The organism is Janibacter hoylei PVAS-1, assembly GCF_000297495.1.
Classification (GTDB): domain Bacteria; phylum Actinomycetota; class Actinomycetes; order Actinomycetales; family Dermatophilaceae; genus Janibacter; species Janibacter hoylei.
On the sequence record NZ_ALWX01000087.1, the window covers coordinates 1 to 13,315 of the forward strand.

The window sequence follows — 13,315 nt, forward strand, 5'->3', positions numbered from 1 at the left end:
GATGCGCGCCGAGGGTATCGAGGGCGTGCGGCGCACCAAGCGGGTGCGCACCACCACGCCAGACCCGGGCATGCCGCGGCACCCGGACCTGGTGGGCCGCGACTTCACCGCCACCGCGCCGAACCAGTTGTGGGTCACAGATCTGACCTTCGTGCCGACCTGGGCCGGCGTCGCCTACGTCTGCTTCATCATCGACGCCTACTCCCGCACGATCGTCGGGTGGCGAGTCGCCTCGCACATGAGGACCACGATGGTCCTCGACGCCATCGAGATGGCCAGGTGGTCACGCGGCACCCAGCTCGACGGGCTGCGGTGTCACAGCGACGCGGGCAGCCAATTCACGTCGATTCGCTACGGAGAACGACTGGCTGAGATCGGTGCGGTGCCCTCGATCGGCACCGTCGGGGATTCGTACGATAACGCCCTTGCCGAGACCGTGAACGGCTACTACAAGGCCGAGCTAATCCGCGGCCCCGCACGCCAGAGACGGCCCTGGAAGAGCATCGAGGATGTCGAGCTCGCCACCCTGTCCTGGGTCCACTGGCACAACCACGACCGCCTCCACGGCTACCTGGGCGACGTCCCGCCAGCAGAGTTCGAGGAAGCGTTCTACGCTACGCAACGGTCCGACCACCCCTTGGTCGGAATCCAATAGCCCGAGCCTCCATCAGACCCAGTGCGGTTCAATGACAGTTACCGCATCCTGTCCGGAGTCATGCATGGAAGCGCAGGGGCGCTCTTCGGTACGCGACGAGACAAGTCCGGACAGGTCACCCACAGACTCGGCATGGATCTCCAACTAGCCCCACTGGCCTTCCACGAAGGCATCGTCTGGTGGCGAGCCCTCCTCGATGAACTTCCGGCGGTGCCGGATCACCCCGACTGGCGCGTGGGACTGTCGAAGGCGACGGACGTGCTCCGTTCCGGCTATTCCGAGGTATTCGCCGCGTGCCGGCGCCTCGACAACAGACTGTGGCCATCCGGTGGCGCTCCACCGAAGCGGCTGGCAGTGCTCGCGCTCTACCCTTCAGACAAGGTCCGCTGGTTCGTACATGACTTGCCCGCTGGACTGCTACGGCCCGCAGAGCTCGCCGAAGAAGAGCCCGAGTGGCTTCCGGACATGATCAGCAGGATGCGCCCCCAGGTTGGAACAGCCGGCGGCCGCCCCGCCACCACGGCTGTACAAGGACTTCGTCTGAAACCAATCCCCGGGCGCAAGCCAGTGCATGAAGCCCACATCCTCCTCCCCGCGGACACCTTTGGAACCCCTGACGAGTACCGGAAAATTGCTTGGCTAGGAAGGAAGGAGAACACTTGATCCCAATGGCGGCTCGCCGCCCTCCGGTCAAGAGCGCTGGACCGTGTGATGACTTTCCCTACTGACTCAAGCGGGCCTTCGGCCCGCGCGCCCGCCGCCGGCGGGCGCTCCGGTAGGGACCCCCGCGCTCCGGGCTCGTTCCTCGCCCTCCGCGCACCCCCACCTCCACGCCCTTGGCGACGGCGCCCTGCCATAGGACGAGCCCGGACCATCACCCCGGGCGGGCAACGATCCGAGCTCGTCGAGAACCGGTCAAGGCCGGACTGGTCACGTGGTCCAGGTATGTCCTCCCGGACATGCGGGATCCAAGTGCTCGAGGACGGCGACCTTGACCGAACCTCGCCGAGCTCTTCTCTGCTCCGCTATCGGGGCGATGGACCTCCCTGGTGTTTGGTACCCCCGTGGTACCCCCTTCGCGCACGAAGCCCCTCCCCCGGCACCAAGCGCAGCCCCTGCACCCGCTGCAACCGGGCGTCTGACGACTGCGGTCGTGCTCGTAATGAGAAGGTCGTCGGTTCGATTCCGACAGGCGGCTCACCTGAAGCCCCCGGCCCCCAGTGGCCGGGGGCTTCGTCGTCCCTCTCTTCACACGTATTGCCCTAAGGTTCACGCGGTGAGGCCCATCGGCATGGGTCGACGCACTGCGGGTGCTCCCCCTGGGGGGCCGTACACACCACAGCAGGTCTCCCGCATGCCTAGAGGAGAAAGATGACACAGGAAGCGTCAACGGGGGCGGACACCCGCCCGGATGCGGGCGACGACCGACCCATCACGGTGGCTTCCGTCCCCGGATCGCACGTCTACGTCCGACACATCGCCCACGAGGGGAAGCCCTCGGGCGTGCGGCGGCTCGAGGACCCGGATCCGCAGGCCCCTGAGCGCTCCACGCAGCAGCAGTGGTGGCCACCCGTCATGCTGGACCCTGCGTGGTTGGCCGACGCCGACTACGACTTGCTGCACGTGCATTTTGGCTTCGACGCGCGTGACCCAGCCCAGCTGGACGAGGCGCTGTCCGTCGCTCGTCGGCGAGGAGCGCCGATCGTCTACACCGCCCATGACCTGCGCAACCCACACCACGTGGACAGCACGACGCATGCACGCCAGCTGGACGTGCTCATGCAGCACGCGGACGCCGTCATCACCCTCACTCCCGGGGCAGCCGATGAGATCCGTCGTCGGTGGGCGCGAGACGCCATCGTCCTGCCCCACCCGCACGTCGTCGACCTGCCGACCATGCGGGCCCACCGCACCAGCGACGCGCGCTCCCGCAAAGCTCGTGGTGAGTTCCGCGTCGGGGTGCACGTCAAGAGCCTGCGGGCCAACATGGACCCGCTGGCCGTCCTCCCCGTCCTCGAGGAGACCGTCGCCGACCTGCCGGGCGGGGTGCTGCAGGTCAACGGGCACCGCGACGTGCTCTCCCCCGACGGTGCACGACGCGACGCCGCCCTGACCGACCACCTCGAGACGGCCACGCACCGTGGCCTGGTGGACCTGCGGGTGCACGACTACCTCGACGATGCGGCCCTGTGGGACCTCCTCGGTTCGCTCGACGTCTCGGTGCTGCCCTACCGGTTCGGCACCCACTCGGGGTGGCTGGAGGCGTGCCGGGACCTCGGGACGACGGTCGTGGCGCCGACGTGCGGCTACTACGCCGAGCAGGGTCCGGTCCTGACCTACGAGATGGACGAAGGGAGCTTCGACCCCGAGAGTCTCGCAGCGGCCGTCCGCAGCGCCTACGCACATGGTCCGCTCCCCTCACCCACCGTCGATGAGCGTCGCCGTCAACGCCTGGAGGTCGCGACCGCGCACGAGGACCTTTACCGACGGCTGCTCTCATGAGTCACTGCCGCAGCGGCCTGCGCATCTGCCTGATCGCGTCCAGCCGGTTCCCCGTGCGTGAGCCTTTCGCCGGCGGTCTTGAGGCGCACACGCACGCGCTGGCCAAGGAGCTGCGTCGTCGCGGCCACCACGTCACGCTCTTCGCCCGGTCCGGCTCCGATCCCGACCTGGACGTGCACGAGCTGCCGCTGGCCGTCTACACCCCTGACGACACGGCCCGCCAGGACATCGCCGCCCCACCGGAGGTCTGGATGGAGGAGCACCACGCCTACTTGGGACTCATGCTGGACCTGATGCACGCCGGCCAGGCCCGTTACGATCTCGTGCACAACAACAGCCTCCACCACCTGCCGGTCGCGATGTCGCGGGCCCTCGACATGCCCGTGGTCACTACCCTCCACACGCCGCCCCTGCCGTGGCTGACGTCCGCCGCGCAGTTCGCCGGACCGAACTGTTACTTCGTCGCGGTGAGCGACGCCACTGCTCGGGCCTGGGCGAACGTCGTCCCGAGCATCGCCGTGCCCAACGGGGTCGACCTCGACCACTGGCGGCTGGGTCCGGGCGGGGGCCCGGCCATCTGGTCGGGCCGGATCGTGCCGGAGAAGGCACCTCATCTCGCGATCGCGGCAGCGCGCCGAGCGGGGGTGCCGCTGCGCCTGGCCGGCGAGGTCCTCGACCAGACCTACTACGAGCGCGAGGTCGCGCCCCTGCTCGGCGAGGACGCCGAGTACCTCGGGCACGTGACCCACCGCGAGCTGGCTGACCTGGTCGGCGGTGCGAGCGTCGCCCTCGTCACTCCGGCCTGGGACGAGCCCTTCGGTCTCGTGGCCGCTGAGGCCATGGCGTGCGGGACGCCGGTCGCCGCGTTATCCCGCGGCGGGCTCGCGGATCTGGTCACCGCCGAGACCGGGGTTCTGGCGGACCCGGGTGACGTGCCGGGTCTGGCGAGCGCGGTGCGTGCCGCGCTGACGCTCGACCGGCGACAGGTCCGGCGCCAGGCCGAGGAGCGCCTGTCCCACCGTGCGATGGTCGACGGCTACGAAGGGGTCTACAGCCGGGCTCTGGAGGCTGCAGCCGCGTGATCGGCTACTACGTGCACCACCACGGCTCGGGGCACCTCCACCGGGCCCAGTCCGTCGCGGCCGCGTGGCCTGGTGAGGTGACGGGGTTGTCGACCCTGCCGCGGCCGCCGGGGTGGAGCGGCGACTGGATCCAGCTGGACGACGACGCGCCCGCGGCCGGCCACCCCGACGTCACAGCCGACGGGAACCTGCACTGGGCTCCGGTGGGTCACACCGGACTCTCGAGCCGGATGGCCCGAATCTCGTCCTGGCTGGAGGCCGCCCGTCCGAGCCTGCTCGTGAGCGACCACTCAGTCGAGATCACCCTGCTCGCCCGTCTGCACGGAGTGCGGGTGGTCGCTGTCGTGCTGCCCGGTGACCGTTCCGATCCGGCGCATCTGCTCGGGTACGGCGTGTGCGAGGCTCTCGTGGCGATGTGGCCCGCCACCGCCCGGGTTCACACCGGCCTGCCCCCGGATCTCGTGGCCCGTCTGCGGTGCGTGGGTGGGCTCTCGCGCTTCGCCCCCAGCGAACCCCGGCCGCGACGTGCCGGAGAGGCTCACGTGGCCGTCTTGTGGGGGCGCGGTGGTGACGGCCCCCCGGAGCACGAGCTCGCCACGGCCCGCCGCCGGACTCGTGGCTGGACGTGGACCGTGCTCGGAGGGGACCAGTGGGTGGCCGATCCCTTCGACGTCCTGCTCAACTCCGATGTGGTGATCACCCACGGCGGTCAGAACGCGGTCGCAGAGACCGCCGCCGCGCGCCGTCCCGCGATCGTGCTCCCGCAGGCGCGCCCCTTCGACGAGCAGCTGGCGATGGGGCAGGCCCTGGACGACGACCGGTGGCCGGCCATCGTGTGCCACTCACTGCCGCAGGACAGCTGGCTGACCCTGCTCGAGCGAGCGCGTCGGCTCGACGGCCACAGCTGGCAGGGGTGGTGCGACGGGCATGCCGCCGAGCGGTTCGTCACAGTCCTGCTGGAGGCAGGTGCAGCATGAGCAGTATCACCACGATCACGATCGCCCACGGTCGAGGCCGACACCTGCTCAACCAAGGGCGCACCCTGCAGCAGGGCACCAGTGGCCCGATCGCCGGGTCGTCGTCGCCATGGACGACCCGGCTCACGAGGCGCCGGTAGCCACGTGGTGCAGCTCGGGCGCGACCCTGACGGGCTGCCGTTGGCCGCTGCCCGCAACCTGGGTGCCGTCCGAGCCCGTGAGCTGGGCGCCAACGTCCTGGTCTTCCTGGATGGACGTCGAGTCGCCACCGGTCAGGCACCTGGACGCCATCCTGAGCAACGCCGCGATCTTCCACCGACGGTGGGGCGAGTGGCCGATGACGACCTGGCTCCAAGGCTTCGCGGATCTGGGTCTGCTCGAGTACGTCGACGGTCACTGGCAGCGCGTCGGGTCGGCCTGACTCCTCGGGTGGTCCGGCTGCAGAGACCCGCACGGGCCAGAGGATCAGCCGTCCCAGCGCTCGCGCCACATCTGCTGCGCGTACCCGATCTCGGTGCGGATCGCAGTCATGATCACGTCGGTCACCTCGCGGGCGGCCGCATCGTCCGTGCGACCGGCCCACGCCGACAGGTCGATCGGCTCGCCGACCGACAGGCAGGCGGTGTGGCGGTGCCAGATGTGGTGATGCCCCTGCTGCGGGCCCCAGGTCCCCACGGGTATGACCGGCGCCTGCGGATGACGAAGGGCGAGACGCGCCGCCCCCGTACGGGCCGGCCCCGGCATCCGGTCGGGCTCGGTCGTCAGCTTCCCCTCCGGGTACAGCGCGACGAGCTGACCCTGCTCGAGGCGCTCCGAGGCCGCGTCGAGCGCACCGGCAGCCGCGGCCGAGCCGCGGGCCACCGGGATCTGCCCGGTCGCCCGGGCCAGCGCCCCGACGACCGGCCAGCCGAAGACTTCCTGCATCGCGAGGAAGTGCGGGAAGCGCCTGTGCCCGATCGCCACCCGGGCGACCGCCAGCGGGTCGGTCAGCGTCAGGTGGTTGGCCACGAGGATCACCGGCCCTCGACGAGGCACCGAACCCGCCGTGCGAAAGCGAACACGGTGCGCGACCTTGGCCACGAGCCACACCAGCGCGAAGCCGACGGCATTCTTCACGTGCTGGCGGGGCGAGATCCGTGGCCGCATGGTCACTCCGCGCAGGTCAGCTCGTCGCCGTCCGGCGTCACGCCGGTGAGCCAGTACTGGTCCACCGCCGTGTCGACGCAGGAGTTCTGCCGCATGTAGGCGGTGTGCCCGTCGCCCTCGTGGGTGATGAGCGCGGAGTCGGCGAGCTGCTCATGCAGGCGCTGCGCCCACTCGTACGGCGTCGCCGGGTCGCGGGTGGTGCCGACGACGAGGATCGGGTCGGCCCCCTTCGCGTCGACCTTGTGGGGCGTGTTGGTCGCGTCGACCGGCCACTGCGAGCACGGCGACTCCGACGACAGCTCACGCCCCCAGATCGGGGCGGCCTCGACCGCCTTGTCGACGAGCGCGTCCTGGTCGACGTCCTTTTCGGGACGGTCGAGGCAGTTAACTGCAGGCAGCGCCTCGAGGAGGTTGGAGGCGTACTCGCCGCCCGAGTCGCGCCCGGCGTAGGTGCGGCCGAGCTCGCTGAGCGGGCCCCCCGTCACCGTCCTGCGCAGCCTCGAGCGCGTCGGTCAGCTGCGACCACATGCCCTGGTCGTAGAGGGCCTGCGCGATGCCCCACGTCGCCCACCCCTCGGTGAGCTCGATGCCCGCCGAGGCCGGTAGGGGCTGCTCGTCGAGCTCTTCGAGCAGGTCCTGCACGCTCGTCACGACGGCGTCGACGCTCGACCCGAGCGGGCAGTCGTCGTCGACGCAGTCCTGCGCCCACGCCTTGGTCGCGGTGTCGAAGCCCTTGGCCTGGCCGATGACGACCTCCTCGGACGAGGCGTCCGGCGGGATGACGCCGTCGAGCACGAGCCGGCCGGAGCGGTCGGGGAAGAGCTCGGCGTAGGTGGCCCCGAGATAGGTGCCGTAGGACTTGCCGAGGTAGGTCAGCTTGCCGTCGCCGAGCGCGGCACGCAGCACGTCCATGTCCCGGGCCGCATCGGCCGTGGAGACGTGGCCGAGCAGCTCACCGGTCTTGTCCTCGCAGCCGTCGGCAAACTCCTTCTGCGCCTCGTCGTCCGCGGTCCGCTCGTCGTCGGTGTCGGGCGTGGGGTCCTTGGCCAGGTAGCGGTCCATGCCGGCGTCGTCGAGGCAGTCGACCGGGTGGGAGCGGGCCACGCCGCGCGGGTCGAAGCCGACGACGTCGAAGCTCTTGCGGATCTGGTCGCTCACGACGAAGTCCGCCGCGGCGGCGTACTCGACGCCGGAGCCGCCCGGGCCACCGGGGTTGACGACGAGGGAGCCCGCGGCCTTCCCCTTCGCCTTGATCCGCAGGACGGCGATCTTGATCGTCTCGCCGTCGGGGTCGTCGTAGTCCATCGGCACCTCGAGCTCGGCGCACTCGCCGTCACCACGCTCGCACTCGCCCCACTGCAGGTCCTGCTCGTAGTACCGCTCCAGGCCCGTCGTACCGGCGGGCGGCTGCCGGTCCCCCGGCGTCAGCCCGCTCGGCTCCGGGCCGGGGTCGAGCAGGGAGCAGCCGGCCAGCGGCAGCATCAGTGCCGACACGGCGGCGACGACGCGGAGGGGGCGTGACCGGCGAGAGCTCATGCCCCGACGCTACCTGCGGGTGGGCAGCTGCACGGAGACCGCCATCGCCTCGAGCGCGAGCAGCGGCGCGACGTTGGCGGCGATCCGCTCACGCGCCGTGGCGATCGCCTCCATCGCCCCGAGCAGGCCTTCGCTGGTGAAGGCGTGCGCGACCTCCTCGACGACCGGGCGCGCGTCCTCGTTGACGAGGGCGACCGGCGAGCCGGAGCGGACGACGAGGGCGTCGCGGTAGACCGAGAGCAGGTCGACGAGCGCCCGGTCGACCATGTCGCGGGTGAAGCGGGTCGCCCGCGTCTTGTGCTCCTTGTCCAGCGCCGTCACCTGCGCGCGGATGTGCGGTGGCTGCGTCCGCGCGCTCGGGTCGGCCCCGAGGGTCTCGAGGAGGCGCTGCTTCTCGGCCGCGGCACGCGAGTCGAGCGTGCGGTCACGCTCCTCCTCGGCGATGTGCAGCAGGTCGGCGGCCGCGCCCACGGCGTCGGAGACCCCCCGGATCCGCGCCGCCATGGCGATCGTGTCGCGACGTCGGATGCGCGCACCCTCGTCGGTCGCCAGCCGCTTGGCCAGCCCGATGTGGCTCTGCGCGGCGCGGGCGGCGTAGGTCGCCATGCCGGGGTCGATGCCGTCGCGACGCTGCAGCAGGGCCGAGACCTCGGCGACCGGAGGGGTGCGCAGCCGGACGTGCCGCGAGCGGGAGCGCACGGTGATGAGCACGTCCTCCAGGCTCGGGGCGCACAGCAGCCACACCGTGCGCGGCGTCGGCTCCTCGAGTGCCTTGAGCAGGGCATTGCCCGACTGCTCGGTCAACCGGTCGGCGTCCTCGACGAGGATGATCCGGTAGCGGCCCACGCTCGGCGAGCGACCGGCGAGCTGGACGAGGTCGCGCGTGGCCGCGACACCGATCGACAGCGCCTCCGTCGCGAGCACGTCGACGTCCGCGTGCGTGCCGTCGACCGCCGTGCGGCACTCGCGGCACTCGCCGCACCCACCGCTCGGGCAGAGCAGGGCACCGGCGAAGGCGCGCGCCGCCGTCGAGCGGCCCGACCCCGGCGGCCCGGTGAAGAGCCAGGCGTGCGTCATCGCGGACGGGTCCGACACGGCCCGGGTGAGCGTCGCGATCGTCTCGCTCTGGCCGACCACGTCACGCCAGATCGGTGCCGCTGCGCCTGCCGGAGCCGCGGTCACAGCAGGCCGTCCGCGACGAGGCGGGCCCGCACCTGATCCGCGACGGCCTCCGGCGCTGCGGTGCCGTCGACGACGAGGTAGCGGTCTGGTGCCGCATCGGCCAGCGCGAGGAAGCGCTCCCGCACCGCCGTGTGGAAGGCGTCGGCCTCCGACTCCATCCGGTCGTGGCTGCCACCGCGACGGCGCCGCCCTTCGGCCGGGTCGACGTCCACGACGACCGTGAGGTCCGGGGTGAGCCCACCGACCGCCCAGCCCTGCAGCTGCGCCACCTCGTCGACCCCCAGCGTGCGCCCGGCCCCCTGGTAGGCCACCGACGAGTCGACGTAGCGGTCGGTGACGACGACCGCTCCGCGGGCGAGCGAAGGGAGGACCACCTCCGCCACGTGCTGCGCCTTGTCGGCCGCGAAGACCAGCGCCTCTGCGCGCGGCGTGATCGCCTCCCCGTGCAGCACGAGGTCGCGCAGGGCGGCGCCCAGCGCCGTCCCGCCTGGCTGGCGGGTCACGACGACCTCGCGCCCCGCGGCCTCGAGGGCCGCGACGAGGTGCCGCACCTGCGTCGACTTGCCCGCGCCGTCGCCCCCTTCGAAGGCGATGAAGTACCCACTGTCCGTCACGCCGTCGACCCTATGGCACCGCCCCGACACGGTCCTGCGGCCGTCCCCACCCGGTGGGCCTATCGTCGGGCGCATGACCTTCAGCGACGAGACCGCACGAGCCCTGACCACCCGCGCGCTGACCGCGCAGACCGACGGCCGCGTCCCGGGGCTCGTCGCCGGCGTCGCGCGTGACGGCCGGCTGGAGTGGTCCACGGGCATCGGCACGATCGACCTCGCGACCCCGGGCGAGGCACCCGACGCGGACACGCAGTACCCCGTGGCGAGCAACTCCAAGACCTTCACGGCCGTCGCGATCATGGCGCTGCGCGACGAGGGCCGGCTCGACCTCGACGACACGGTCGAGCAGCACCTCGCGGACTCCGCCCACGCCCGCGTGACGATCCGCCAGCTGCTCTCGCACACCTCCGGCATGCAGCGCGAACCCGTCGGCGACGTCTTCGACACCATGGTCATGCCCTCCCGCGAGGAGATGCTCGCCGGCTGGTCGCAGGCCGAGCGCGTCGGGCGGCCGCACGACCGCTGGCACTACTCCAACCTCGCCTACGCCGTCCTCGGCGAGATCATCGGGCGCCTCGACGGGTGCACCTGGGAGGAGTCGATCCGGCGGCGCATCCTCGACCCGCTCGAGATGACCCGCACCGGCACCGTCCCCTCCGGCCGCCGGGCGAAGGGGTACTACGTCCCGCCCTTCGCAGACGTCCCGGTCGAGGAGCCGGTCTTCGACGCGGCCGCGATGGACCCGGCCGGCGGTCTGCGGTCGACCGCCACCGACATGGCGCGCTGGGGCGGCTTCGTGGCCGACCCGGTCGACGAGGTGCTCTCCCCCGACACGCTGGAGGAGATGTGCCAGCCGCAGGTCATGGCCGACGTGACGGGGTGGACCTCCGCGTGGGGGCTGGGCTTCCAGCTCGTGCGGCACGAAGGGCGCACCTGGGTGGGGCACACCGGCGGCTGGCCCGGCTCGATCACCGGCGTCTTCACCGAGCGTCCCACTGCCACAACGGGACTGATCCTCATGAACAACTCCGCCCCCGTCCCTCCTGCGGCCGCCGCCATCGAGCTCGGGACGATCGCGATCGAGCGCGAGCCGGTGCAGCCCGAGCCCTGGCAGCCCGGGACCGAGCTGCCCGACGAGCTCGTCCCGCTGCTCGGGCACTGGTACTCCGAGGGGACCCACTTCGTGCTGTCGGTGCGCGAGGGCCGGCTCGAAGCGCGGGTGGCCGGCCAGCCCAAGGAGATGCCGCCCTCGGTCTTCGAGGCCGAGGCCACCGACCGCTACCGCACGGTGTCGGGCCGCGAGCGCGGCGAGCTGCTGCGGGTCACCCGCGATGCCTCCGGCACCGTCACCCACCTCAACTGGGCCACCTACCGCTTCACCCGCGAGCCCCTGGCCTTCGGCCAGTGGCTCTGACCGCCCCCGACTGCGCATTTCCCTAGGGAAATGCGCAGTGGAGGGGTCGGCCAGAGCGAGCAGGCGACGGGGGCGTCAGGCGAAGTGCTTGCGCAGCTCCCGGTTGAGGATCTTGCCGGTGGCATTGCGCGGCAGCTCGTCCATGAAGACGACCTCGCGGGGGATGCAGTGCCGGGCGCGGTGGGCCCGCACGTGCTCCCTGACCTCGTCACCGGTGAGGGTGTGCCCGTCGTTGAGCGCGACGAAGACCGCGAGCCGCTGGCCGAAGTCGTCGTCGGGGACGCCGATGGCGGAGACCTCACGCACCGCGGGGTGCTCGGCGAGCAGCCCCTCGACCTCGATCGGGTAGACGTTTTCGCCACCGCTGACGATCATGTCGTCGTCGCGACCATCGACGAAGTAGAGGTCGCCCTCGAGGTGCCCCATGTCCCCCGTCGAGACGAGCCCGTCGATGAAGTCCTTGGTGTTGCCGTTGGTGTAGCCGTCGAACACGAGCTCGTTGCCGCAGAAGATCCGACCCTTCTCCCCCGCCGGCACCTCGCGACCGTCCTCGTCGAGGATCCGCACGACCGTCCCCAGGGGCGGTGTACCCGCCGTGTTGGGGTGGCGGCGCATGTCGGCGGGCGTCGCGATGCACACCCAGGACGCCTCGGTGGACCCGTAGAGGTTGTAGAGCACGTCGCCGTACTCGTCCATGAACTTCGTCGTGAAGCCCGAGGGGTAGGCCGACCCGGAGGTCGCGACGACGCGCAGCCTGCGCCGGGAGCGGGCCGCGGGGTCGCTCGGCAGCTCCATCATCCGCTGGAGCATGACCGGGATGGCAAACATGGCGTCGGGCTGCAGCTCCTCGAGCGCCGCCCGCGCCGCCTCGGGCTTGAAGCGCCGCTGCAGGATGATCGTCGCGCGCAGCGCCATCGACAGCTGCATCGCCGCGTAGCCCCAGGTGTGGAAGATCGGCGCGGAGATGAGGATCCGGTCGTGGGCGCGCAGGGGGATCCGGTCGATGATCGAGATGAGCGGGCCGAAACCACCGGGAGTCTTGCGGGCCGCTCCCTTCGGCGTCCCGGTCGTGCCGGAGGTGAGGATGATCGTGCGGCCGCCCTTGGTCGGCACCGGCAGCGCCTGGGGGCGGGGCGCCTGCTCGACCCGCCGAGCCAGCTCGGTCTCGGTGATGCGAGGCATCTCCTGCGGCAGGTGCGAGACCACCTCGGCGAACTCGTCGTCGTGGATGAGTGCTTGATGCCCTGCTGCTCGGCGACGACGGCGAACTGCGGCCCGGCCAGCCCGGTGTTGCCCAGGACGAGGTCGACCCCGATCGCGGAGGTCGCCGTCATGACCTCGATGGCCTGCACGTGGTTGCGGGCGAGCAGGCCGATCCGGTCACCGGGGCCGAAGCCCATCTCGGTGAGGATCGTCGAGATCTTCTCGGAGTTGGCGAGCAGCTCGGCGTAGGTCGTGGCGCCCCGGGTCTCGTCGATGACCGCGACGGTCTTCGGCGAGCGGTTGGCGGCCTGGCGCAACTCGCCCGCGAGGCCGAAGCCCCACTTCTTCAGGGCGGTGAGCTGCTTGACCTGGGCGGCCGGCGGCCCGGGGGTGAGCATCCCGCGCTTGGCCATGGTCTTGGCGACGATCAGGGGGTTCATCGGTATCAGGCCTTCGGGATGTCGAAGAGGGTGGGGAACTTGGCGGCCGTGGCGATGTCGCCCTTGACCTTGATCTTGCCGCGCATGACGAGCATCGTCGGGTTGCCTCGGCCGGTGACCATCTTGAGGAACTCCGGCGGCGCCATCATGAGCGAGGTGTCGTACCGCTCACCCGGCTCGGGCGAGACCGCACACGTGCCGTCGTCGACGACGATCTCGTAGGTGTCGTGCGGGTGGTCGTCCGGCCCGCCGGTGATACGGAACTGGATCGTGCTGCTCACGCCTGCGGCCCGCTCCGGGCGGAAGAGCTCCGGGAAACGCTCGAAGATCGCGTCGAGGATCGGCGTGCGCAGCTCGCCGCTCATGACCTCCGAGACCTCCTTGTCGGACATCTGCTTGGCGGTCTGGGCAAACTCTTCGGGCGTCATCGACGCAAAGGTCGACGGGTCCAGGTCCATGCGGGCAGCTCCTTCGGTGCGGTTTCCCGGACCATACCCACGAGTAACGAAGGCGGCAACGGGTGCGACCAGGGGCCGGACGCCCTTCAGGACTTCTTGGCGCTCG

Annotated in this window: 14 protein-coding genes and 2 pseudogenes; 8 read left to right on the forward strand and 8 right to left on the reverse strand. The window is 71.2% G+C overall.

Going from position 1 to position 13,315, the window contains the following annotated elements:
- The 7 genes and pseudogenes from B277_RS14620 to B277_RS17665 form a co-directional block, all read left to right on the forward strand.
- Window positions 1–655, forward strand: a pseudogene (locus B277_RS14620) (IS3-like element ISTesp1 family transposase); the annotation flags it as partial.
- 132 nt (window positions 656–787) lie between these two features.
- Window positions 788–1,318, forward strand: a complete 531-nt coding sequence (locus tag B277_RS17655; RefSeq protein ID WP_128277352.1) for a hypothetical protein — start codon at window positions 788–790, stop codon at window positions 1,316–1,318.
- A gap of 774 nt (window positions 1,319–2,092) precedes the next feature.
- Window positions 2,093–3,157 carry a glycosyltransferase gene (locus tag B277_RS14625; protein ID WP_007929662.1) on the forward strand — a complete coding sequence of 355 codons (1,065 nt, stop codon included), beginning with the start codon at window positions 2,093–2,095 and terminating at the stop codon, window positions 3,155–3,157.
- Window positions 3,154–4,239 (forward strand): glycosyltransferase family 4 protein, encoded by a 1,086-nt coding sequence (locus B277_RS14630; protein WP_007929664.1) that lies wholly within the window; start codon window positions 3,154–3,156, stop codon window positions 4,237–4,239. The genes B277_RS14625 and B277_RS14630 overlap by 4 nt, the downstream gene beginning before the upstream one ends.
- Entirely contained in the window at window positions 4,236–5,216 is a 981-nt protein-coding gene (locus B277_RS14635; protein WP_007929665.1) for a glycosyltransferase, read from the forward strand. Before B277_RS14630 ends, B277_RS14635 begins: the two co-directional genes overlap by 4 nt.
- Complete coding sequence (locus tag B277_RS17660; protein ID WP_156811810.1) at window positions 5,213–5,356, forward strand: hypothetical protein; 144 nt, start codon at window positions 5,213–5,215, stop codon at window positions 5,354–5,356. The genes B277_RS14635 and B277_RS17660 overlap by 4 nt, the downstream gene beginning before the upstream one ends.
- Before the next feature lie 110 nt (window positions 5,357–5,466).
- Entirely contained in the window at window positions 5,467–5,637 is a 171-nt protein-coding gene (locus tag B277_RS17665; protein ID WP_007929667.1) for a hypothetical protein, read from the forward strand.
- A gap of 44 nt (window positions 5,638–5,681) precedes the next feature.
- On the opposite strand, the gene B277_RS14640 is transcribed toward B277_RS17665, so the two are convergent.
- Genes B277_RS14640 through tmk form a run of 5 tightly spaced genes read right to left on the reverse strand, consistent with a single transcriptional unit; the run spans window position 5,682 to window position 9,694 of the window.
- On the reverse strand, window positions 5,682–6,362 hold the full coding sequence (locus tag B277_RS14640) for a lysophospholipid acyltransferase family protein (protein WP_040881740.1): 681 nt from the start codon (window positions 6,360–6,362) through the stop codon (window positions 5,682–5,684).
- A 2-nt stretch (window positions 6,363–6,364) separates the two neighbouring features.
- A complete protein-coding gene (locus B277_RS20070; protein ID WP_007929671.1) occupies window positions 6,365–6,847 on the reverse strand; it encodes an alpha/beta hydrolase in 483 nt (160 codons plus the stop codon).
- Window positions 6,747–7,898: an alpha/beta fold hydrolase gene (locus tag B277_RS14645; RefSeq protein ID WP_007929674.1), complete on the reverse strand. Its 1,152-nt coding sequence runs from the start codon at window positions 7,896–7,898 to the stop codon at window positions 6,747–6,749. Before B277_RS14645 ends, B277_RS20070 begins: the two co-directional genes overlap by 101 nt.
- Window positions 7,899–7,907: 9 nt before the next feature.
- Entirely contained in the window at window positions 7,908–9,035 is a 1,128-nt protein-coding gene (locus B277_RS14650; RefSeq protein ID WP_238539417.1) for a DNA polymerase III subunit delta', read from the reverse strand.
- Between the two features lie 41 nt (window positions 9,036–9,076).
- The gene (gene tmk, locus B277_RS14655) at window positions 9,077–9,694 is read right to left on the reverse strand and encodes a dTMP kinase (RefSeq protein WP_007929676.1); all 618 of its coding nucleotides are present in this window, start codon (window positions 9,692–9,694) and stop codon (window positions 9,077–9,079) included.
- Between the two features lie 73 nt (window positions 9,695–9,767).
- Here tmk and B277_RS14660 point away from each other — a divergent pair, with 73 nt between their 5' ends.
- Entirely contained in the window at window positions 9,768–11,108 is a 1,341-nt protein-coding gene (locus tag B277_RS14660; protein ID WP_007929677.1) for a serine hydrolase domain-containing protein, read from the forward strand.
- 75 nt (window positions 11,109–11,183) lie between these two features.
- Here the strand turns inward: B277_RS14660 and B277_RS14665 are convergent, their stop codons facing one another.
- From B277_RS14665 to B277_RS14670, 3 genes and pseudogenes are all read right to left on the reverse strand, one after another.
- On the reverse strand, window positions 11,184–12,290 hold the full coding sequence (locus B277_RS14665; RefSeq protein WP_238539418.1) for an AMP-binding protein: 1,107 nt from the start codon (window positions 12,288–12,290) through the stop codon (window positions 11,184–11,186).
- A 110-nt stretch (window positions 12,291–12,400) separates the two neighbouring features.
- A pseudogene (locus B277_RS19300) lies at window positions 12,401–12,751 on the reverse strand (AMP-binding protein); the annotation flags it as partial.
- Between the two features lie 5 nt (window positions 12,752–12,756).
- The gene (locus B277_RS14670; protein ID WP_007929680.1) at window positions 12,757–13,209 is read right to left on the reverse strand and encodes an SCP2 sterol-binding domain-containing protein; all 453 of its coding nucleotides are present in this window, start codon (window positions 13,207–13,209) and stop codon (window positions 12,757–12,759) included.
- Window positions 13,210–13,315 lie beyond the last annotated feature (106 nt).